Below are 22,498 nucleotides of genomic sequence, written 5' to 3'. Positions count from 1 at the left end.
AAATGGTTGCTATTAAAGTTTATGTAGATATTAAACTAATATTACTGATAGGCAGGGCCGCAGGATGTGCTGAACAGCATGAAGCGCATCGTTCGCGATTGGTGAGGTTCGTAAACTCGCCGCACGCTGCGCCTGTTTTCGGCTAGGCAATTACCATTGGAACTATTGTATTCGTCCGGTGGTTTTGGCCGCTTCGCTTCATCCAGGCTAGTAAATTGACCAAATCAAAAACGCCCATTTCTAACATATAAAATCACTCCTTTTTAGAAAAATAGCCTACGCTTTTTCTCTGCGGACTGGCGCTGCCGGTTCGCGTATACGGCAACTTTGCAGGAGATTGAGATGAGTCAGAATTTGTTATCTTTAACGTTCACAGACGCCGCGCTGGCTGAGATCGACGCGGCTTTGAATACCTTGGAAACCCATTTCGCCGGCTTCGTATCGCTATCGCCCGACCAGCGCCGCAATATTTTGAAGATGGGCGATAAGACCGAAGCGTTCTGCCGGCAGACTATGCTGCTGGCGGCTCAAAATGCTCAGGCGATTCCGCCCAATCTGAACATGCCTGAGGCGCAAGCCGACATGACCAGTCTGGATCAACTCCGGCCGCGCTTGCATCGGCTGCGGGATTTGCAGGCGCGCGGCGACGATACCGACATGGCGCTGGGCAGCGACATTTATAGCTTTTGCCTGGACGCCTACGCTTCTTTAAAAATCGCCGGCAAAGGCGCGGCCTTGGAAACGCTGCGGCAAGCGATGGCGGTGCGATTCAATCGTGGCGCCAAGAACAAAGTGGAACCAGCCGCCGGCTAAGTTTGACGGCGGCGTTTGCAACCGGCCGCGGGGGACGGCCGACCTCTACGCTATACCGCTGAGCTTCAACGCTACTCACGCCAGGCTTTTTGCCCTCCCTCATGCCTTTTAGCCTTAAGCGCCGAGCAATGTGGAATGCCGGCAAGCCAAAATGCCATGCTCGCAAGGCGAATAGCTGCAATCGCAAACTGGCCTAAGTAAGTGCACAAGCTAAAACAGTTCTCGTCCATAGCAAATCCCTTTAATTGCCAGCCAATATAGCTTTGCGCGCGAGGCAAAAAGCTATTCGGCTACCCCAACTTGGTTCAAACTCAAACCTACTCAACCTTGCGCGCCAGCCATTTAGCCGTTCGTGCAAGGCAAATTGCTTCAATCGCAAACCTGCCCGGGCAAGCGCGCAAGCAGAAATAGTTTTCGCCGATAGCAAATCGCTTTAACCGCAAGCCACGACAACGTTGCGGGCTAGGTAAAAGGCGATTCGGTTAAGCCAAATGGGTGTAACCCCAAGCCTGAAAGCCTCGCGTGCAGGCTAATAAGCGATTCGCGTAAGCCTTGTGGCTTTGCCCTTAAGCATGTGGAGGTGGCCCGTCAAGTGCTTGTTTCGTCAGGCGGATTGTGGCTGGTCTAACGGGTTCAAAATCCGCCTGGCGTTGTATCGGCAGCTTGCTGGGGGTGATCAGAACAGGCTTAAGCCGCGGGTTCTAGGCGCTCCAGTAGCTGCACTATTTGCAGATTGACTTCGCGTAATTGGCTGAAATCTGCGCTGTCGCCGTTTCTGCCGTCCAGCCGATGACGTTGGAGTTGTTCCGCTAGGATTTGTTGCCGGGCTTGGGCCCGCTCCAGTTGTTCCAGTAAACGCGCATCAATGCCGCGTTCGTGTTTGAGCCGTTCCAGCCATCTACCCAGATGCGATTTTTTCGAGATCAGGATAGGCCAGCGCGGACTGCTGCCGGTTGGGGGATGCAGACATTGTTCCAGACGGCGCAACCAATACTGCTGCTGAAGTTTCAGTAATTCCAATTGGTTTTGCCAATTAGTCAGGGAAAGTCTGGCGCAATCGGTCCAGGCCTGAGGGTTGCGATAGCTGTTGACCCAAGCCAACACCGCGTCGGCCGGCATGGCTTCGGCGATCGCACTGCCTTGGGCGATGCTGCAGCCCAAATCGATCAGAAAAATCCCGTGTTCTATATCTTCCACGCCTTCGGCAACCGCTTCGCGTTTGAAGGCTTTGGCCAGCGCAATCACACTTTCGACGATGGCCATGTCATCCGGGTCGTCTATCATGTTGCGGACAAAACTCTGATCGATCTTTACCGTATTGATGGTCAAATGCCGCAAATGCGCCAGCGACGAATAACCGGTGCCGAAATCGTCGAGCGCACAGGGTACGCCCAGGTCGTGAAAGCATTGTTTCAGCGTCTCCCCCACCGAGATCAAATCCTCCAGTACGCTACTCTCCAGCACTTCCAATTCCAATTGCCAGGAAGGAATTTGCGGGTATTCCGTTAGTAAGGTTTCCAGGGTTTTGATGAAATCCGGCCATTGCAGATGGCGCGGGGATATGTTTACGCTCACTTGTAGATTCAGGCCGAGATCGTGCCAGACCTGCAATTGTTTAAAGGCTTGCCGTAGCACCCAGTTGCTCAGGTCAATTTCCAAGGTAGTGTTTTCCACTATGGGCAGAAATTCGGCCGGCGGCAACACGCCGCGTTGCGGATGGTGCCAGCGGATCAGTGCTTCTGCGCCGACCACTTCACCTGTCTTGATATTGACTCTGGGCTGGTAATACATGCAAAACTGGTTATCCATCAGCGCCTGGCCGACTTCGGCCAAGGCTTGCTCCAAACGGCTGGGACGATGATTGATACTGCTCGATTGTCCGGGCAAATGATCGTAAATCCGATAGCGGTTGCGGCCATCCAATTTGGCCTGATACATGGCTTGGTCGGCGTGGCGCAACAGAATATCCGGATCTTCCAAATCCAGCGGATAGATGGTCACGCCGCTACTGGCGGCAATCCGTACATGGCGGTTTTCCAACTCGAACGGTTCGGCCATGGCCTGATGAATGCGGGTCAAGGCATCTTCGCATTGCTGCACCGATTGCAAATTTTCAAATAACAACGCAAATTCGTCGCCGCCCAGCCGGCAAACCGTATCGCCTTCGCGCAGCTTTAACTTGATGCGTTTGGCTACTTCCACCAACAACTGGTCGCCGGTTTCGTGGCCGAAGTTATCGTTAACCTGCTTGAATCCGTCCAAATCTAGATAACACACCGCCAATAGCGATTCGGCGCGTTTGCTGTGGGCGATAGCCTGGGCAAAGCGGTCGGCAAATAGGGCGCGATTGGGCAATTGGGTAAGCGGGTCGAAATGCGCCAGCACTTCCAGCGCCTGCTGCTGTTGCTTACTCTCGGTGATGTCCGAGAACAAACCCAGATAATTGATGATATTGCCGGCGTCATCGCGCAAGGCCGAAACCGTTAACAGTTCGGCATACAAATCCCCATTTTTTCGGCGATTCCAGACTTCGCCTTGCCAATGTCCGGTCTGGTTTATGATGGCCCACATGGCTTCGTAAAACTCCGGCGCTTGCCGGCCCGATTTCAGAAAGCTGGGATTTTGTCCCAATGCTTCCTCGCGGCTATAGCCGGTGATGTCCGTGAAGGCGGCGTTGACATCAATGATACAGGCGTTGAGGTCGGTAATGATGATGCCTTCGTGGGCGTCCGAAAAGACCCGCGCCGACAGCCGCAGTTTTTCCTCGGCCGCTTTGCGTTTACTAACATCATGGACAATCCCGCGCATCCGCACCGGTTTGCCGTTACCGTCCCGCTCGACCTGACCCACCGAGCGCATCCAGCGCTTTTCGCCGTTAGGGGTTTGGATACGGTACTCCACATCGTAATTGGCGCCGCGTTCAAGGTGCTCGCGGGTCGCTTCCAAAATTAAAGGCCTATCCTCCGGACAAACCACTTCCAGGAAATCATTCCAGGTATTGAGTGGCTTATGCGGAAAACCCAATTCAGTTGTGACGATTTCCGACCAGAACTGGCGGTTTTTCAACAAATCTGCTTCCCAAATACCGACGCCGCCATAGATTTGGCTGATTCGAAAGCGTTCTTCGCTCTCTTTTAGTGCCAGTTCGGTCTGTTTGCGCTCGGTAATATCCTGGACTAACACGACGAAACGGTCGGGGCCGGCTTTATAGCTATCGATGGCATACCAGCGGCCCAGATCGGTCACACAGTTTTCAAAATGTTGCGGCTCGCCACTGGTGTCCAGCCCGTCAAAACTGGCGATCCAAGCTCCCTCGGTATTCGGCAAAACCTGCTTCACGGTTTTGCCTATCCAGTTCTCGCGGGCAATGCCGGTCATTTTTTCAAAGGCCGGGTTAATATCCAGATAGCGATAATCGACGATTTTGCCGCTGTCGTCGCGTATTACCTGATGTAGCGCAAAGCCCAGCGACATATTGGTGTAAAGCCGCGCCAGGTCGGCCTCGCTACGTTTGCGAGCCTTGATTTCCTTACGCAGCCTGAACACCCAATAGACGAAAAACAACAGGGCCAGCAACGCAACGGCGGCGGATCGCAACAGCGCGTCCAGTTGAATGCCTTGCTCGACCTTCAAAGCCATCCAGCGGTTAATAATGGCATCGTGTTCGGCTTGGCTGATACTGGACAGAGCTTTCTCCAGTAGCGACCGCAAGTGCGGCTGAGATGTGAGTGCGGCCATCCGGGTTTCGTTGACGTAGCCAGGTTGGCCGGCAATATGCAGATTCAATAAGCCTTGTTGTTTGATGGTGTAACTGGCCGAAGCCGCATCGCCGATATAAGCATCCACCTTGCCTTCGGCCAGCAGATTCAGCGCTTCGTGTACCGAGGGGGCGGTCAGCAGTTGTATCCCTGGGTAGTCTCTGCTCAGCAATTCCTGCACAAAATACCCTTGTTCGATAGCGACTCGTCTCCCCGTCAGTAGCGGCAGAGAATCGATATAAGCACTGCTTTTGTCGCCGATGATCACCGTCGGCGTGCTGATATAAGGCTGGGTAAAGCTTAAATATTGCTCGCGATCCGGGGTTTTGGTCACCCCGGCGAGCATGTCCAGTTCGCCGCGTTTGGCCATGTCCAGCACTTCCTGCCAGGACTTGTCCATGATCAGGACGAACTTAACCCCCAGTTTCTGTTCGATTAGCTTGAGATGTTCGGCAATCATGCCTTGATGCAGGCCGGTGGCATCCAGCCATTCGTATGGCGGAAAATTCCTGTCTATGCCTACCCGAATTTCAGGATGTTCAGCCAGCCACTGCCGTTCCGCGTCGTTCAATGGCAAATCGGCGGATTGTCTGCCGCCGTAGACAAACTCATTGAGTTGGCCGTCGCTTAAAGGACGCGCTAATTTCAGATTGGCATAAATGTCGGCTACCCGGCGTAAGCGGGCAGTCTCTATCTGGCCCAGCGGGATGTAGTCCGGCATGATCAGTTTGCGGGTTTCTGCGGCTTCGTAGCGCAGTTGCTCCGCACTGAGTTTGCTTGGATATTTGCGTTGGATCAGATCGATCAGTACATCGGGGTGAGACAGCGCATATTCCCAGCCTTTTAGGCTGGCCCGGAGGAAGCGCTCCGCGCGGCCGGGATGTTGCTTTAGCTCGTTGCGGCTGGTGAAAAGCAAGTCGCCGTAAAAGTCGATACCGTAATTTTGCGGATTGATAATATTGAATTTGATGCCGGCGGCGCGAAAGCTGAATGGCTGGTCGGTGATATAGCCGGACATCACATCGACTTTATCCGCAATAAAGTCGGCGTTGTTAAAGGTCTCGGCAACTTTTTGATAGCGGCTTTCGTTTAGATTGGCTTCGGCGAGTAAGGCGCGAATCTGCGCATTATTCTCGCCCACCACATCGTACATGATGCGCTTGCCGGCCATTTCATAAGGGCTGACGATGCCGGAAGCTTGTTTGCTGAACAGCACCAGCGCATCGTGCTGAAATAGGGCGGCTAGCGCCGCGATGGGCTTGCCGTTGGCATACTGGGCAATGATGCCGGAATCGCCGATGCCGTATTCGGCTTCCCCGGATGCGACCTGTTCTACGTAGTCCTGGTCAGGATTGCGCTCACGTATCTCTACCTGCAAGCCTTCCTCGGCATAATAGCCTTGCTCGATAGCTGCGTAATAACCGGCAAATTGGAATTGGTGAAACCATTTCAATTGCAGCGCTACTGGTTCCAGCGGCTGGTTTGCTGCGGGTGTGCCGGCGGTGCTGGACGTACAAAACAGTAAAAAAAATACCGAGGACAGTCCGAAAATGGTTTTTTTCATAAATGCCAGTCGTGGCCTGTTTTGAAAGTAGGGTTATTCTACAGCCAAAGGCAAACGGGCCAGGCGGATTTAGTCGGCTGTCGCGGAAGTGAACAACGATTGAAATTTATTTTTGCCGGCGTTGGATTTACGTTGCTGGGTGTGTGCCAGCGCCATTTTGGCTTCGTTTTGCAACTGGGTATCGGCAAATACTTGCTGTTTGCGCAGCGGGGCCTGGACGGCCTTGTGCAAATATTCCTCAGCTTCCGCGCTGCGGTCCTGTTGTAGCAAATAATCGGCGTAGAAGTAATTGGCGTCTATACCGTTAGGGTTGATTTTCAGGCTGGCTTTCAACATTTGCTCCGCAAGCTGATTATCCCCAAAAGATACCGGCCAGCCAGGCACCATGTAATACAGCGTGCCCAGCGTGACATAGGCCGCGCCATCCAGCGCATTGGGATTTTGGGCGATGGCTTCTTCCAAAAGTGTCTTGGCGGTTTGCAGGCTGGACAAGGCGCTCAACGAAGATTGAAACGCCGCATTGGTGGCGATAATCGTCGCTTGCCAGATTTTCGGCTCGGCGGCATTCGGGTAGCGTTTGGTTAATTCCGCGGCTGTTTCCAGCAATTGCGGATAAGTTTGTCTTTGCCGGGTTTCGTCGCTTTGATAATAAACGCTGGCCCACTCGCTTTCCAAGCGGGCAATAGCGGTCGCCAGCTCCGATGCATGCAGCGGGCCGGCGAAAAGTATCAATAAAACAACAAAAGTAGCTTTGCTCATACACTCAATATAGAGCATTGCATTTTGGATTTCAATACGTCCTTTAAATTATTGTTTTAACAAAGTATTACCTATCGCAAAAATTCGCTAAGCGCCAGGCTTTAGAGAGGCGGCTTAGGTCTATGTTTGTAGCGCTGTAGCGACTCTGCAAATATCTTGTCCCAGTTTTGCAACAAGCGCCGCAAACCTCAGAAAACGGCAGTTTTTATCGCCTATTTGGATTGTTGCCGCTTATTTATCCCAATCCTTGAACGGATACTTGCAGAGATTATTGTTGTAATAGCGTATGTCGTCGGTAACTTCCATACCGACCCAGTCCGGCCTAACAAAGGCCTCTCCTACTGTCGACAATTCGATTTCAGCGACAATCAAACCTTGGTTATCGCCCATGAATTCGTCAATTTCCCAAACATGCCGGTCGCGATAGACAAAATGACGGATTTTTTCCACTAACGGCTTATGGCATAGCTCGTCGAGAATACTGTTGGCGTCATTCAACGGGATTTCATACTCAAATTCCTGGCGATGACTACCGATAGTGGCGCTCTTGATATTCAGCCAAGCTTGCTTGTCGGAAATACGCACACGAACCGAACTGAGCGGACTGCTGCTTAAATAGCCTTGTTTGTAGTGTACGGAATGATCGATTTCGCCGCGCCAGTCGTCGTTCGCCAGCAAAAACTTATGTTCAACCTCAAGTGCCATCGTTGTTTTCCTTTGATTAGGTAGTGTTAAGCAATAATTCTTTATTATAATGCTGGGTAATTAGGTTTGGGCGGTAAGCCCGCGCCTAATCACTGCTGCTGTTCAATCAATCTGGAGAATAAAGATGGCTTTTGAATTACCTGCATTACCGTACGCAAAAGACGCATTGGCGCCGCACATTTCCGCAGAAACGATCGAATTTCACTACGGCAAACATCACCAAACTTATGTCACCAACCTGAATAATCTGGTTCCCGGCACCGAGTTTGAAGGCTTGTCCCTGGAAGAGATCGTGAAAAAATCCTCTGGCGGCGTATTCAACAACGCAGCGCAAATCTGGAACCACACCTTTTATTGGAACAGCCTGTCTCCCAACGGCGGCGGCGAACCTACCGGTGGTTTGGCAAATGCCATTGACAGAACTTTCGGTTCTTTCGAGAAATTCAAAGAAGAATTCACCAAATGCGCGGTCACCACTTTCGGCTCAGGTTGGGCGTGGTTGGTGAAAAACGATAAGGGTGGTCTGGAACTGGTCAGCACCAGCAACGCCGGTTGCCCGTTAACTGCCGGCCAAACGCCGTTGTTGACTTGCGATGTTTGGGAACACGCTTATTACATCGATTTCCGCAATCTGCGTCCTAAATATCTGGAAGCTTTCTGGGCCTTGGTTAACTGGGAATTCGCCAGCGCCAATTACGAAGCTTAAGCCTTAGAAGGCGCGGGCCGGCGTCCTCACAGGCCCGTCCGCGCCGCTTTTGCCAGACTTATTACTCGGGCTTTTCAATACAAGACTGGCGCTAGCCGAGCTTAAAAAGCCGCAAGCCTCTACCTCGACCTCTCCACCTATCGTTTCGACAACCAAGCCATCGCTATTATCGGCAAGGCAATACCTTAGCAGTATTAGCCTATACCGAATAGCAGCGAAGTAATGTCACGGCTGTCTGGATTTTCCCGGCACGCCGAACAACAGAATCAGCCAGAATATCATGCCGCTGCAGCAGCCGATTACCGCTCTTTGCGGCAAATTGAAGGCTTGATCGGGAGAGACAAAGCCTTCGATCAAACCGGCAAAAATCAGAAATGGGGTTACCGCAAGCAGTACTTTGCCGGCACTGATGCTGGTTTCCTGAAACGCTTGCAGTCGATTGCGGGCGCCGGGCCGTATCAGGGCTTCGCCGAGTTGCAAGCCCATCGCGCCGGCGATGATGATGACGCTCAATTCGACTACACCATGGCCAATGATGAAGGCAAACAACCGCCCGTCCAGCTGGTAAGCGGCGGTAAAGGCAAAGATTCCGCCCAGCATGAAACCGTTGAAGCCGATGATGTAGAGGGTGCCGACGCCGTAGAATGCCCCTAAGCCAAAAGCGAACAGTGTCACCGTGATGTTGTTGGCGGCAATGCTAAGGGACAATACCGAGGACGGCGCGACGTTGAGCAGGCCGTCGGTCCATAATTCGCCTTTCTGAACGTGGTCTATCATCTTCGGCGAGCCCAGCAGACCGATCAAATCGGGATAGCTGCCAATCAGCCACCAGCCGGCGGCAATACCCAGCGCGAACAGCGCAAAGGCGCTGAAGATTGCGGTTTTCAATTCTCGCATCAGCCGCGGTATTTCCCAATGATATAAATCGATCAAACGCGCCAAAGGATGATTGGCGGGACGGTAGATTTCTTCGTGGGCTTTTAAGAATAGGTTTTCCAGGTAACGGGTAATCATGGCTTTGCCGTTTACCCGGCGCGACAAGGACAAATCGCTCAACAGGGCGCGATAGCCTGACAGCAGCTGGCGGGCATCACTGATTTCCTGGGCGCGGCGGCTAGCCGTCGGTTTAAGAGTGTTTTCCAGGCTTTCCCATTGGCTTTTCCGGGCATTTAACCAGTGAGACAATGCTTGAGATTGGTTGTTTAACTGCTGCATCGTCGGCTCAGGGTTCACTTAACAAGCTTTTCAGAGCCCGTTTTAAGGCCTGTTCTTGCGTCTGTTTGTCACTTGCTTCAGGAATGTCGCGGCCGATTCGGCTTAAAAATTGTGTGGCGAACAAGATCCGGCGTTCGGAGGCCAGTTCGTCCCAGCGTTTCAACAGATCCAGCAGCAGGGTCTGATCGTCGCCGCTTAAACGGGAATGCAGGGTTAACGTGGAAATTTGCTGCAAGGAATGGGTCTTGTCGACGTTGTCATACACCAGTACCAGGCCCGCCGCCAAATCGCCGATCCGCTGGTGTTTGCCGGTGAAGGCGACAGCCACCAAGCCAAGAAAATAAAAGCCGGGTAGCGAGTCGATCAGGCGAAACACATTGCGCAACAACAGCGCGCCGATGCCGGGGGTATGCCCTTGTAAATCCACCAGGCGAACCCCGGTCATGCGCTTGCCGGGCGTTCGTCCGGCCATCAGGATTTCCAGCACCGGGTGATACAAAAAATATATCAGCAGGGTCGGCAAGATTAAAACCAGGCCAGTGTAGCCGGGATGTCCCGGTTTAAACACGTTGCGCAGTTCTTCCCAGTTAAAAAACGCCACGCCGCAGATCGCTACCCAACTGATCGCCAACAACAGCCGTATATGCCAATCGATGACGAAGGCATAGGTACGTGCGCCCATTCCGGCAATTTCCAACTGGTAATCCATACCGTCTGCCGATTGTATGTGCAGATAATCCTGGAACGAACCGGGTTTATTCAGGGTGCTATTCATCATCTTATTAAAAACAGGTCAGTTGTTTATACAGATTGAAACAGGACATCCGCCATCAGGCCGCAGCGATGGTGTCGCGCTTGTTCCGGTAATAAGCCAGTATCCGCCGGTCCAGATTCTGGGCGGTGGCGCTGGTTACCGCAACCCCACTGCCCTGTAAACGCTTGCGGGTCAACTCGCGGCCGCGCAGGTATTCGAGAATGGCGAATTTCCGATAAGGGTCCTGCCAGTAGACCCCGTTTTGTTTCAGATCGTCGCCAATCGCCGGTTCATCCAGTGTGGCGACCAGGACTTGATGTTTGGTGGAAAGTAATTTCCCGGCCTGAACCAGCTGCAAAGCGGCTTCCGGCTGTTCCAGTTCGGTCAGAAAAATTACCAGACCGCGCCGTTTCAGCAGTTGCTTGACCTCCAGTGCGGCATTCAGGGCATTGGCGTTCTCGTTAAACACTGTGAGCCGGCTCAACAGCTGACGTATGGCCCGGACCGAGTTCATGCCGCCGGCCATCGGCGTTTTATCGACAGTTTGTTGGGCGTAGGCCAGACAAGCGATCCGGTCGCCTTGGTAGCTGGCAAATTCCGTCAATTTGCCGGCGACGTTGATGTAATGATGCAAGCGGTCCATGTGTTCGCTTTGCAGGCGGCTGCTCAAGCCGCAATCGATCAGCACCGCAATTTCCAGCAAATGTTCGCGCTCGAAGTGCCGCACCATGGGCTTGCCGCGCCGGGCTGTGGCCTTCCAGTCTATGCTGCGCAAGGAATCGCCGCGCCGATACTCGCTTAAATCCAAAAACTCGACGCCGCTACTGCGAGCCTGGGCACTGCCGCGGCTACCAAGCTGCTGCATGCCGGACAGGTCTACAAAGTTGTTCAGCCGGGCGGGTTCTATCCGCATGGCGATATCGTCGTCTATCCGTCGCGTCCACCAGCACAAGCCGAACGCGCCCAGCTGCTTTAAATACAAACTGCCCAAGGACGTGCCGCCCAAGCGGGTGGGCGTAATCGAAAACTGCCGGCTTTGGGTTTCATGTGCGCCCAGTAGCCAACGCTGCAGCGAGTTGTCGCCGACAATCGCGGCAGGGTAGTCGCTTTGGGTTTCGAAGCGGACCTTGGCGCCGGCCCGATTGCAGACTTGAATGCTGTAGCCGACTGACTCGCCCAGTGCCAAAGTGGCCGGAACTTGTCTATGCAACTCAATATTGTCCATCAACCTGAAGCGTTCCCAAGCCATCAGCGTTATCAGCAAGGCCGCCAGCCATCGCCAGAACCCTTGCAGCGGTTCGCCGCTCCAGATTCCGATGATGGCCAGCAGAACAATCAAGCCGGCCAGCAGCAGTGTCAAACGCGATATCGACATTATTTCGCTTCCGCACTGCGGGGAACGGCGACCTGATTTTCGATTTCCCGGTAGATTTGGATGGCGGAGTAACCTTCCAGCATGGCTTCGGAACTGAGCAGTAAACGATGCCCGACTACCAGCGGCGCGACCGCTTTGATGTCATCGGGGATCAGAAAATCGCGGCCGTCCAGAACCGCTTCCACCCGTGCGCAGCGCATCACGGCAAGTGCGCCGCGGGTGGACAGGCCCAGGCTTAAACGCGGATGGTTACGGCTGGCTTCCGCCAGCATGATGGCATATTGGTACAAACAGTCTTCAACGTGAACAGCGGCGGCTTCTTGGCGCGCTTGCTGCAGTAGCGTATCGGGCAGGGCTTGGATTTGTTGCAACGCCGTGCTGTGCCCGCCGCCCGGTTTATCGTAGTGCCTGAGCACCGCCACCTCCGCCGGCAGTTGCGGATAGTTAATGTCCAGACGCACCAAAAAGCGATCCAGTTGCGATTCCAGCAAGGGATAAACGCCCTCGAAATCGAAGGGGTTTTGAGCGGCAATCAGAAAAAAGTTTTCCGCCAGCGGATAGGTTTTTCTATCCAGCGTCACCAGTTTTTCTTCCATTGCTTGCAACAATGCCGATTGGGTCTTGGGGCCGGCGCGGTTGATTTCATCAACCAGCACCACTTCGTTAAACAAGGGGCCGGGGACGAATTCGAAACTGTTAGCCTCGGTGTTGAAGATATGCAGGCCGGTAATATCGGACGGCATCAGATCGGCAGTGCCTTGGATGCGCCCGAAACTGCCGCTCATCAATTGCGCCAGTGATTTGGCCAACAGGGTTTTTCCCAAGCCCGGCGCACCTTCCAGCAGCACATGGCCGTCGGCAATCCAGGCGATGACCAAGCCATGCAGCACCTCATCCATGCCGAATACCACCTTGCCTATTTGTTGCCGCAGGTGGAGATTCAAATTTTGCGCCGCGTTGTTGCTCATAGCGTGACTGTCCTGATGTAAGTAATAGTGTTGGATAAACGCAGTAATGAAAGACGTTGTTTGGCTAACGCCCGTTTTAATAGTGTGATCTGATCGTTGCTTACCCGGCTATGCTGTTCCAGCCACAGCCAGACTTCCGCTTCGCTGCGCATTCCCCGCCGAGCATGAATATCCGCCAGCAGATGCTTGACCAGGGCCTCGGCCAATAAAGGCTGGTTCAGGCGGCGCGCGAAAAATTCGGCGGTAACCTTGATGAAGTCCCGGGTGGATAGTTGACTGCCGGCTTGGCGCACCGGCGCCAGGCGGCTGGTGTAGCCGGCCACGTAAAGTAGCCAGAATATGCCAAAGCACCACAAGGTTTGATGCAGCCGTTGGTCTTTAAAAAAGTGCTCGGGATCGTACAGCTCGGACAAGCCGAAATGGTAATCGTCGAACAGCAATCGGCCTGCCGGCGCGAGGGATTGCTTGAGCAAATTGCCGATAAACCGGGCGTTGTCTGCTTGCCCCAGCCGCTGGTTACTAAACAAATCCGGGGTCAGCAGCAACACGATCCGGCCGGTGCCGGCATTCATCCACCAGGCGGTGGTGAGATGGCTATCGCGCTCGGACAGCAAGCGCAGCGAGAGATTCTCAGGTTCGCTGCCGGTCAGCGTCCATGCGGCTTTTAACAAGTCTGCCGAGGTTTGGGTCTGTAGGCTGGTTACGCCCTGCAGCAGGGGGTGCGAGGATTGAGCAAGCAACTGGCTGTCTTGAGGGAGAGCGCCTTTGAGGCTGTTTTGTAGGGTGTTTAGGGTGCTTTGCAGGGTTTGATCCGTCTGTGTTTCCGGGGTGTTTGGCTCGTCTTGTTGATCTGCGGAATCCAGGATCCAGTCGTAGCGTGACAAAAGTTCCTTAACATCGCAAAAGCAATCCTCGGCAGCGGCCCAGCCCGGGTGTTGATACACGGCGCCTAGAACGATCAGCGTGTTGCCTTGCTCCAGCCAGTCCGCCAGCGCCGGCCACTCCGTTTCTCGGATCTCTTTGGAAGCAGGCATGCTGGCAATCAGCACATTGCCGCGCTCCGGAAGGGTTTTGTCCTTATGCAGATCGCTGTAGCGTTTGCGAAAACTGACGACATTCAGTCCTTCGCGTTGTAGCCAGGTAAAAAGCCCTTTCAGACCATCTGCTCCGCGGTCTTCGCTAGTCGGTAGCGATAGCGGCTTCTGCGCATCGGGATGGCGCGGCGACAACAACAAAATCACCAGCGCCAATGCCGCCAGTGCGGTTAGAAGAGTAATCAAGCGTTCTTTCATGAGCGCAAATTGCCCAATAGCGCCTGCACCTCGCGCCGGTAATTGCCGACCAAGTCCGCATCAACAGGGCGATGGCCGTAAAGCAAGGGTTCGGCTTGGCGGACCAAACGGGAAAATGCCGAATCCGCTTGTCGGGCTTGTTGTTGAAAATGACTAACGAGTTGCCGATGGGTCAGGCTGGGGTCGGCCGGAAGCAGTTGGCGCTGGATTAGTGCGTTTATCAGTTGCGCCAGCAAGGCGCCGATTTGAGCTTGCGGGGTTACGGTCTTAATCGCCGGATGCGAAGCTAATGACTGCGTTTCAGCGAGCTTATCGGCGGGAGTGACGGGCTGGTGCTTGCCGGAAAATTTGCGAAAAACCCCGGCCTGATACAACTCGCTAATCACCAGCCAGGCCGATAGCCCCAGCAATAAGGCAATCGACACGTAGATGATAATCTCTGCCGCTTGTTGCGATGGCTTCAAGGCCGCGAGCCAGCGCTGCAACTGCTGGTATTGGTCTTCATGGTCCGCCGGCTTGAGGCTATTCAGCCAGTTCAGGACGGCTTGCCACCAATTCGCTTGCGAGTCGTCGGTTGGCGTGATCAAAATTTCAGCTAACAATAGCGTCAGGCCTTCCTGGCGGATGGTCCCAGAATTATTCAGGCTGTCGGCTAAAAGCGCCAGTTGCGTGGCACTAACGTCGGCAGTTAATGGTGGATCGAAACTGGTCAGCAGGCCCTGGTTTGCCAACTCCTTGAACAGAGCTGGACAGTGTTTTTTTATATCTAGCTGTTGCCCGGATTGTTGCCGGGCAAGGTTCAGGCAGGTTTGTAAGCTGTTGTCTTGCGCCTGGGATGAGCCGGCCAGACACAACAGCAATAAAGCAGCAAACCGCATTATCTGCCTAGGCGAGAGGCAAGGTCGCTGCCCGATTTACGCAACTTCAAGTCGTGAAACTGCACGTAACCCAGCGCGAAAAAATAGGGCATGAAAAACACCGACAATAAATTCATCAAAATCTGCATCAAGACTTGATTGTCTGCCGGCGCCAGAAACGCCATCAAAAACCCCAGCGCAAACATCACTGCCATCCAGATGATCATCGGTACGGTAAAGATTGTCGCAGTCCGCCACCAATGTCCCCAAACCAAAGAGTGGCTGGCTCTAAGAGCTCTATAGCCGCCAAGGCCGTCGATGACGATGAAATAGAGATAAAACATCAGCGATAAGGTCAAGATCAAGCCCGGTATCAGTAGCAGGATATAGCCCACGATTATCACAACCATATACAGGAACGCGGCAAACAACATCGAGGGAAAGGCTCTGAATCCGGCCGTTATCGCTTCGGAAAAACTGTCTTCCCGTTCATTGGTCACATTATCTAAGCGGTAAATAAGGGCGGCATAGAGCACGAAAGACACCAAGGAGAAGACAATGACAAACGCTAATATTAGTGACAGGTTTTCAGACAATAATTCCAGCGCCGCAGTCTGTGGTGCGGCCGGATCGGGCTGCAAAGTTGCAGTCAGCAAACCCATGGCGATATACAGCACGGCAAGTATTGAAAGAATGCCCCATAGTCTGCTGAAGCAGGCCGAGTACAGTTTGATACTGGCATCCAAAATTTTCGCAATACTGGCGGGTTCAGTGGCTAATAGTCGCATGAGTAAATTCCTAAATTGAAGGTTGCGGAGCTTGGCTCCCGCTAAATGTTCGAAAACAAATTGTGATAGCCGTTAGGAAACGAAGTATAGACAATTAATTCTGAATTGGTCTATGCGTAAATGTCCTGAATAGCAGGCGCCGAAGCCCTAGCACAGCAGGGACTCCACTCGGTCGGTCCGCCTTGACTGATTTGATCGGAATACGCAAATCACTATGGGAATGGCCGTCGGCATCATTACGCCGACGGCTTAATGCCAGAAAGTGATAAGAGGGTCTTGTGCTAAATCACCTGAGGAATAGCAGAGCGGGGACTATTTATTCCGAAAAAAGGCTTCTAACGCCTTTGCCCGGTCGGCACCGACGATTTGCGCGTGCGGCCGGCTTTCGATCAGTTGTATATAAGCTTCAATGCCCGGAATATGCGTATTCACTAAGTTCTCGCCGTAGATGTTTTGGGTGGCAAAGCCCACCAATTGCAGATGCGGCCAAGCCACGATGTCTGCCGTACTAAAACGGTCGCCCAGGGCATAGGGCGATAATTTCAGCAGTTTGGCTAAGCCCTTTAATCCGGTATCGAGCTTGGCTCTGACTTCGTCCTTGGTTTCTGCCGATACGGTGTTGCCGAACAGAAACTCCCCATACAGGCGGCGCGCAATCAGTTCGACGTTCAATTCAAGATGTTGGATAAACTCCCGGCATTTGCCGCGCTCATAAGCATCGGCCGGATACAGCGGATGTTCCGGAAATGCATCTTCCAGATACTCCAGTATCGCTTGCGATTCGGATAAATAACCGTCGCTGGTTTTGATGAACGGGACTTTTCCCAGCGGCGAACGCAGTAACAATTCTTCGCTCTGGCTGGGTGGGGTAAACTCTTCGATGAATGCTATATCCTTTTCCATCAACGCAAATTTGACTTTGTTGTAATAGTTGCTGATTGCCACGCCGTACAAAGTAATCATCGAATAATCTCCAGTAGTTGAATTAAAGACTGCGCTATAACAGACCGGTCAGTCTATTGAAATAATACATACCGGTCTGTATAGTTGCAAGCTGTTTTTTCCAGGTACTTAAATTATGGCCCGTAATCTCCAAGATCACATTTTGCAAACTGCCTCTGCGTTGTTTTACAGCCAAGGCATCAAGACCACCGGCGTCGATGCAATAGTAAAAGCCGCCGGCACCACCAAAATGAGTCTGTATAAGTACTTTCCGTCAAAAGACGATCTAGTCTTGGCGCATCTAAGCAAAAGCCGGGAGGCCATGCTGAATCGCATCTTGGCCGGCGTGGAATTGCGCGCCAGCGAACCCAAGCAAAAATTGCTGGCGGTGTTTGCGGTATTCGATGAACTATCATCCAGCCCGGAGTTTCGTGGCTGCCCGTTTATCAATGCCGCTGCCGAATTTGCCGAGGCCGCCAATCCTGTTCAACGGGCCGCCGCAGAGTTTTCCGACACCTTTCAACAAGTATTGACAGATTTAGCCCGACAAGCCGGCGCGCGGGATCCGGAAACACTGTCCCAACAATTGGCAATGCTGATTTCCGGGGCCATGGTTAGCGAACAGAGACGCCGAGAATCCGGGGCAATGCGCACCGCCGCCGCCGCGGCGAAAGTCCTGATCGAACAAAGTTTAGCCTGCGTAGAATAAACGTAACCCGGGCAGCTGGCTGTGTCGTCTAGAGCGGTAAGCCGGCAACTACCTTACAATATGGCTACCTTAGACCTCAGCGAGAGGTCTCATCATTCTTTGGATCCAACTGCTTTTGAGCTCACTACGCCAACTCGTCTCCCAAACCGCCATCTACGGTCTCAGCAGTATCGTCGGCCGTTTTTTGAATTATCTGCTGGTGCCGCTGTATACCTACACCTTCAGCGCCGGCGAATACGGCGTGGTCTCCGAGTTTTACGCCTATGCCGGATTTTTTGCGGTGTTGTTGGTGCTAGGTTTGGAGACCGGTTATTTCCGCTTTCGGCAGCGGCCGGAGTTTAGCGGCGATGAGGTTTACCGCGGCGCTTTAAGCTTTTTGCTGATCGCCAATCTCGGCTTCATCGCGGCAATCTACTATTGGCAACAGCCATTGGCCGACTGGCTGCAATATCCGCGACATCCGGAGTATTTGCTGTGGTTCGGTTGGATTCTGGCGCTGGATGCCCTGTCGGCACTGCCGTTTGCCCGATTGCGCGCCGAGAACCGGGCCTGGCGTTTCGCCGGCATCAAAATGACCGAGATATTCATCGCCATCGGCTTGAATCTTTTGTTTTTGCTGGTCTGGCCGAAGCTGAATACTTTATGGCCGGATAGCGAGCTGGCCGCTTATTACGACCCCGAACTGGGCGTGGGTTACATATTTTTAGCCAATCTGGCCGCCAGTGTTTGCAAGCTGCTGCTGTTACTGCCGCAATTTCGCGCGGTGCGCTTCCAGCTCGACCCGCGCGTGCTCGGACCGATGCTGCGTTACTCTCTGCCCATGGTCATCATCGGCTTTGCCGGCATGGTCAACGAAATGCTGGATAGGGCGATTCTGAAAGTCTTGTTGCCCTACGATTTACCCACCAACCTGAAGATGCTGGGGATTTACGGCGCCTGCTACAAGCTGTCGATTTTGATGAGTTTGTTCGTGCAGGCCTTTCGCTACGCCGGCGAACCGTTTTTCTTTTCCTATGCCGGCCGCGCAGACGCCAAACGCACTTATGCACTGGTGATGCAGTATTTTGTGATTGCCGGGGTGTTTATCTTTTTAGTGGTGATGTTGTTCATCGACCTGTTCAAGTATTTTATCGGCGAGGAGTACCGCGCCGGCCTGGACGTGGTGCCGATATTACTGATGGCCAATCTGCTGCTGGGGATTTATGTCAATCTATCGGTCTGGTACAAACTGAGCGACCGCACCGGCCTGGGCGCCTGGGTGTCGCTGGCAGGAGCAGGCCTGACGATTGTTTTGAATATCTGTTGGATACCGGTTTGGGGCTATGTCGGCTCGGCGTGGGCAACGTTGGCTTGTTATTTGTTTATGGTGGTTTGCTCTTGGGCTTTGGGCCGGCACTATTATCCGGTGAGCTATCCGCTCTTCAAGATCACCGGTTATTTTGCATTGGGTTTGGCGCTATATTTTGCCAACCGTTACGTGTTGGATATTTATCAGGTGAATGTCTGGCTGGCCGGTAGCCTGGGCTTGTCTACGTATATAGGCATCGCGGCTTGGCTGGATGTCAGGCCGATATTACAAAGGCGGCGTAGCGCTTAAGCTTTCGGCAACTGTTCGACATAAGCAGACCTCAACCGAGTGGCTTGCAAAATCTTGCTGCGCCGCTCGGCAGCCTGCTGCAAAAACAGTTCGCGAGTCTGCGTGTCCGCGCTAGACCACAGGCGGATTTCATCCAGTGAGCGGTAACAGCCCAAGCAAATGTCCTCGTCGTTCAGGCAACAGTTACGGACACAAGGCGATGTCGGGAAGTTTGCGGAGTTAATCATTTCATATCCAATGTTTCACTGAAAAACTGCTGAGCCTGTTCGACATCCCGGCTGATTTGCAGTTTCAATTCGCTCAGCGAGGCAAAACGGATTTCGTCGCGCAGCTTCTTTTTAAAATGCACTTCCACGTAATGGCCATAAATGTCTTGATTGAAGTTGAATAAATGCGTTTCCAAGACCACTTTGGCACCACCGTCGAAGGTGGGGCGGGTGCCGACATTGGCGACCCCTTGGTACTCGTTGCCATTCAAACCGGTCATCGTCACGGCAAACACGCCCACGACCGGTGTGTTTTTCCTAAACATCCGCACATTCGCCGTCGGAAAGCCCAACTCCCTGCCGCGCTTGTCGCCGTGCGCCACCCGGCCGCAGACCGAATAGTCCCGGCCCAGCATCAGCTTGGCTTGCTCCAATTGGCCTTCGCCGAGGGCATCGCGAATCAGCGTGCTGCTGACTCGCAAACCGGCCAGCTCGAAAGAATGGCTATCTTCTACCGCAAAACCATACTCCTGACCGCGATGTTGCAACAGCGCAAAATTGCCGCGCCGCGCCTTACCAAAGTGAAAATCGTCGCCGACCACCAAATGCTTGACGCGCAAGCGCTCGACCAAAATGTCGCGAATGAAATGCTCCGCATCGCAATCGGCCAAACTGCGGTTGAACGGCAACACCAGCAATTCATCGACCGGTAATTTAGCAAACTGAATGGTTTTTTCGCGCAACCGGGTCAGTCTGGATGGCGCATGGTCGCCGAGGAAATACTCCAACGGTTGAGGTTCAAAGACCATTGCCACCGTTGGCAAATTCAACCGCCGGCCATGCTCGGCCAGCTTTTCGATGACCAACTTGTGCCCAAGATGCAGACCGTCGAAGTTGCCTATGGTCAACACGCAGCCGTCGCGTAACGGCTCAAGATGATTTAAACCCCTGATTAGGCGCATGATGGCTGTCTGACTAAAAAGCCTAATTCTATCAGTAACCACCGCTGAGCGACCATGCCGGCTGTTGCCTGTGCATGGGGCGGCAGTAAAATTCGTCTTGCCGCGTCATGGTTTTCCACCGAATATAAGCCACCCTAATTCTCCGGCATACCCGACATGACAACGATAAACAGCATTTGCATCTATTGCGGCTCCAGTCCCGGCCGGCTTGATGCGTATGGCGAGGCCGCGCAGGCTCTGGCCCAAGCCCTGGTCAGCTGCAACATCCGCTTGATTTATGGCGGCGCCGGCATTGGCATCATGGGCACGGTTGCGGACCAAGTATTAAAGCTCGGCGGCCAGGCCATCGGTGTTATTCCCAAAGCCTTAGCACATAAGGAAGTTGCCCATCCCAACCTCACCGAATTGCACGTCACCCAATCCATGCACGAGCGAAAAATGCTGATGGCCGAGCTGGCGGACGGCTTTATCGCGCTACCCGGCGGCATCGGCACGCTGGAGGAGTTATTCGAGATTTGGACCTGGGCGCAGCTTGGCTTTCATCAAAAACCCTGCGGCGTGTTAAACGTGGCGGGCTATTACGATGCCTTAATCAGCTTTCTGGATCACGTCGCGGCGGAGCAATTCGTCAAACCGCATCACCGCGACATGTTGATGGTCGAGTCCGATCCAAATTTGTTATTGGACCGCTATGTCAATTACCAGCCGCCCGCCGTAAAACAGTGGGTCAGTAAAGACGACACCTGAGCAATCGCGCCAGTCTGCGTCAGGGCTATTTTTATGCAGATTGAGAGTTTGCGGTCTTGGACTATCATCGACACTACGTAACAGGCGATTTTTAGGGTTTGATGAATATGGCTAAGGTAAACGGCAAGAAATTGAATCGCAGAGTGGCTTTTCGCATCCATGAGCAAGCCAATCTGTTCTATCGCAAGTTTGATCATGATGGACAAATGCAAGCGCCGGAAAATTTCCATGATTTACTCGGCAACAGCAATCCGCCCGATACCGTCTCGCCTCAAGCGCTACCCGATTCGCAAAGCCAGGAAAACGATACGCTCAACGTCAATATCAGCGCCAGCGGTATCGCCTTTACTGCGCAAGAGCCGCTGCAAGCCGGCGATTATCTAATGCTGCGAATATTGCTGTTATCCAATATGACCGCAATCATGACCTGCTGTAAGGTGGTGTATTGCAAGCCCAGCAACCCTTACGAAAACGACCGTTATCCGTATTTAATCGGCGCCCAATTCGTCAATTTGACGCCCGAAGACACGGCGCTGTTAAACAAGCATATCGACAAAACCAAAACACAACAGCGGGCCGTGAACGGCCTGCTGTTAAGCCTGGCCTTATTAATTCTGGCCATGCCGGATGCCGCATTCGGGCTGCTGATGGGCTTGATCCATCATGTTCTCGAAGTAGTTTTGCATGTAGCGCACTTGATGTTCGAGTATGCCGAATATAATCTGGATCATGTCATAGAACACGCATTCCATACCGATACGCATACTACCCAAGTCATCGTTTTTTACATTCTGTGTGCGCTAGGCCTGGTTGGCTTGTACTTCATTTGGCGCATTATTCCCCGTCATTGTCGGCGGGCCGGCAATAGCCTGATAGCCTTCTGGTGCCGCAAAAAAGCCAGTTGTCTTTATTTTTGGAGCCAGCAAGCGCTGGTGGATAAGATCAAGATTGTCGGAATCGGCGTTATAGCTGTGAGCGGCTATGCCTATTTTGGGATGTAGGGGCTATGGTTTGCCCCTGAATTAGGCTGGACCGACATAACAGCCCAGCCCTGTTCAAGCCTTACAGCGCTTTATACAGTTCTATAGTCTTGGTCAATTCTTCAGTGGCTTTAGCTACGTTACCGGCTTTAGACTGGATCTGTCCTTGCATCAAAGAGGCGTGAGCTTTTTTCGCTGCTTCGGAGGTGCCGGCAATCGCTTCGGAACTGGTTCTGGCGGCTTTCAGATGAATCTGCGCAGCGGAGAAATCGCTTTTGCTCACTTCAACCAGTGCTTTTTCGATGTGAGCGATAATGCCTGCGGCGCCTGATTGTGCTGCTGCAACTGGCGCTTCTTCAGCAGCAAAGGCACAAACGTTGACCAGACTCAAAGATGCTGCGAATGACAGCGTTAAAACTGCTTTTGTAAATAATTTCATTAAGTAGATTTTGTGTGATGGTTAATAGGTCCAATGCCCTAAAAAACACGTCATCACAGAATAGATTTTTTGCACCGGCAACTTATTGGTCTAAGTTCGTCGTGAAGTAGCACCGGTACAGCACCCTTTGCCATATAGCCGGCAAAAGGCTTGAAGCAAATCCATGCTGATGGGAAGTATCTTTTTTCCTACTGGGTCCAATTGAAAAACGTTATTGTTTTTCAGGAGCCATCATAACGGATTTAGCATGCCGGCAACGGACCATTTGCGCCGGGCAGTTGCGACAAGTGGCCGCAACGCGCGGATTTGCAGTTTTATCGGGCGTAAGCTGGCGCCCCGTCGCCGGCAATCATTTATAATGC

Annotated in this window: 20 protein-coding genes; 6 read left to right on the top strand and 14 right to left on the bottom strand. The window is 53.0% G+C overall.

The features are described 5' to 3' along the window. The first annotated feature begins 342 nt into the window (after positions 1–342). Positions 343–813, top strand: coding sequence for a hypothetical protein (locus ACMXD4_RS22450; RefSeq protein ID WP_415879427.1), 471 nt, complete (start codon positions 343–345; stop codon positions 811–813). Between the two features lie 687 nt (positions 814–1,500). On the opposite strand, the gene ACMXD4_RS22445 is transcribed toward ACMXD4_RS22450, so the two are convergent. From ACMXD4_RS22445 to ACMXD4_RS22435, 3 genes are all read right to left on the bottom strand, one after another. Beyond that, a complete protein-coding gene (locus ACMXD4_RS22445; protein WP_415879426.1) occupies positions 1,501–6,135 on the bottom strand; it encodes an EAL domain-containing protein in 4,635 nt (1,544 codons plus the stop codon). Positions 6,136–6,204: 69 nt separating this feature from the next. After that, positions 6,205–6,894, bottom strand: coding sequence for a tetratricopeptide repeat protein (locus tag ACMXD4_RS22440; protein WP_171697112.1), 690 nt, complete (start codon positions 6,892–6,894; stop codon positions 6,205–6,207). A 231-nt stretch (positions 6,895–7,125) separates the two neighbouring features. Next, positions 7,126–7,599 carry a CYTH domain-containing protein gene (locus tag ACMXD4_RS22435; protein ID WP_171697113.1) on the bottom strand — a complete coding sequence of 158 codons (474 nt, stop codon included), beginning with the start codon at positions 7,597–7,599 and terminating at the stop codon, positions 7,126–7,128. 124 nt (positions 7,600–7,723) lie between these two features. Here ACMXD4_RS22435 and sodB point away from each other — a divergent pair, with 124 nt between their 5' ends. Continuing rightward, positions 7,724–8,305 carry a superoxide dismutase [Fe] gene (gene sodB, locus ACMXD4_RS22430; protein WP_033156944.1) on the top strand — a complete coding sequence of 194 codons (582 nt, stop codon included), beginning with the start codon at positions 7,724–7,726 and terminating at the stop codon, positions 8,303–8,305. Between the two features lie 225 nt (positions 8,306–8,530). Here the strand turns inward: sodB and ACMXD4_RS22425 are convergent, their stop codons facing one another. From ACMXD4_RS22425 to ACMXD4_RS22390, 8 genes are all read right to left on the bottom strand, one after another. Then, positions 8,531–9,490 carry a stage II sporulation protein M gene (locus tag ACMXD4_RS22425; protein ID WP_415879425.1) on the bottom strand — a complete coding sequence of 320 codons (960 nt, stop codon included), beginning with the start codon at positions 9,488–9,490 and terminating at the stop codon, positions 8,531–8,533. A gap of 37 nt (positions 9,491–9,527) precedes the next feature. Further along, the gene (locus ACMXD4_RS22420; protein WP_171697115.1) at positions 9,528–10,298 is read right to left on the bottom strand and encodes an RDD family protein; all 771 of its coding nucleotides are present in this window, start codon (positions 10,296–10,298) and stop codon (positions 9,528–9,530) included. 52 nt (positions 10,299–10,350) lie between these two features. Further along, the gene (locus tag ACMXD4_RS22415) at positions 10,351–11,649 is read right to left on the bottom strand and encodes a DUF58 domain-containing protein (RefSeq protein WP_171697116.1); all 1,299 of its coding nucleotides are present in this window, start codon (positions 11,647–11,649) and stop codon (positions 10,351–10,353) included. After that, complete coding sequence (locus tag ACMXD4_RS22410) at positions 11,649–12,617, bottom strand: AAA family ATPase (RefSeq protein WP_415879424.1); 969 nt, start codon at positions 12,615–12,617, stop codon at positions 11,649–11,651. Before ACMXD4_RS22410 ends, ACMXD4_RS22415 begins: the two co-directional genes overlap by 1 nt. Then, positions 12,614–13,909 carry a DUF4350 domain-containing protein gene (locus tag ACMXD4_RS22405; protein ID WP_415879423.1) on the bottom strand — a complete coding sequence of 432 codons (1,296 nt, stop codon included), beginning with the start codon at positions 13,907–13,909 and terminating at the stop codon, positions 12,614–12,616. Before ACMXD4_RS22405 ends, ACMXD4_RS22410 begins: the two co-directional genes overlap by 4 nt. After that, a complete protein-coding gene (locus ACMXD4_RS22400; protein ID WP_415879422.1) occupies positions 13,906–14,787 on the bottom strand; it encodes a DUF4129 domain-containing protein in 882 nt (293 codons plus the stop codon). Before ACMXD4_RS22400 ends, ACMXD4_RS22405 begins: the two co-directional genes overlap by 4 nt. Next, positions 14,787–15,554 carry a YciC family protein gene (locus ACMXD4_RS22395; protein ID WP_415879421.1) on the bottom strand — a complete coding sequence of 256 codons (768 nt, stop codon included), beginning with the start codon at positions 15,552–15,554 and terminating at the stop codon, positions 14,787–14,789. The genes ACMXD4_RS22400 and ACMXD4_RS22395 overlap by 1 nt, the downstream gene beginning before the upstream one ends. A 312-nt stretch (positions 15,555–15,866) precedes the next feature. Then, complete coding sequence (locus ACMXD4_RS22390; RefSeq protein WP_415879420.1) at positions 15,867–16,517, bottom strand: glutathione S-transferase family protein; 651 nt, start codon at positions 16,515–16,517, stop codon at positions 15,867–15,869. A 115-nt stretch (positions 16,518–16,632) separates the two neighbouring features. Between ACMXD4_RS22390 and ACMXD4_RS22385 the strand changes: the two genes are divergently transcribed. Both ACMXD4_RS22385 and ACMXD4_RS22380 read left to right on the top strand, forming a co-directional pair. Next, positions 16,633–17,205, top strand: a complete 573-nt coding sequence (locus ACMXD4_RS22385; protein ID WP_415879419.1) for a TetR/AcrR family transcriptional regulator — start codon at positions 16,633–16,635, stop codon at positions 17,203–17,205. 115 nt (positions 17,206–17,320) lie between these two features. Continuing rightward, complete coding sequence (locus ACMXD4_RS22380; RefSeq protein ID WP_415879418.1) at positions 17,321–18,802, top strand: polysaccharide biosynthesis C-terminal domain-containing protein; 1,482 nt, start codon at positions 17,321–17,323, stop codon at positions 18,800–18,802. On the opposite strand, the gene ACMXD4_RS22375 is transcribed toward ACMXD4_RS22380, so the two are convergent. Both ACMXD4_RS22375 and ribF read right to left on the bottom strand, forming a co-directional pair. Beyond that, the gene (locus tag ACMXD4_RS22375) at positions 18,799–19,029 is read right to left on the bottom strand and encodes a DUF1289 domain-containing protein (RefSeq protein ID WP_415879417.1); all 231 of its coding nucleotides are present in this window, start codon (positions 19,027–19,029) and stop codon (positions 18,799–18,801) included. The two genes, ACMXD4_RS22380 and ACMXD4_RS22375, sit on opposite strands and share 4 nt — an antisense overlap. Continuing rightward, positions 19,026–19,970, bottom strand: a complete 945-nt coding sequence (ribF, locus tag ACMXD4_RS22370; RefSeq protein WP_171697126.1) for a bifunctional riboflavin kinase/FAD synthetase — start codon at positions 19,968–19,970, stop codon at positions 19,026–19,028. The genes ACMXD4_RS22375 and ribF overlap by 4 nt, the downstream gene beginning before the upstream one ends. A gap of 156 nt (positions 19,971–20,126) precedes the next feature. On the opposite strand from ribF, the gene ACMXD4_RS22365 reads away from it, so the two are divergent. Continuing rightward, complete coding sequence (locus tag ACMXD4_RS22365; protein WP_415879416.1) at positions 20,127–20,717, top strand: TIGR00730 family Rossman fold protein; 591 nt, start codon at positions 20,127–20,129, stop codon at positions 20,715–20,717. A gap of 107 nt (positions 20,718–20,824) precedes the next feature. Beyond that, complete coding sequence (locus ACMXD4_RS22360; protein WP_415879415.1) at positions 20,825–21,718, top strand: PilZ domain-containing protein; 894 nt, start codon at positions 20,825–20,827, stop codon at positions 21,716–21,718. Between the two features lie 61 nt (positions 21,719–21,779). On the opposite strand, the gene ACMXD4_RS22355 is transcribed toward ACMXD4_RS22360, so the two are convergent. Next, positions 21,780–22,136: a hypothetical protein gene (locus ACMXD4_RS22355; RefSeq protein WP_415879414.1), complete on the bottom strand. Its 357-nt coding sequence runs from the start codon at positions 22,134–22,136 to the stop codon at positions 21,780–21,782. Positions 22,137–22,498 lie beyond the last annotated feature (362 nt).

The sequence above is a fragment of the Methylomonas sp. TEB genome (assembly GCF_047777895.1).
GTDB lineage: Bacteria > Pseudomonadota > Gammaproteobacteria > Methylococcales > Methylomonadaceae > Methylomonas.
This window is presented reverse-complemented; position numbering and strand designations above follow the sequence as displayed.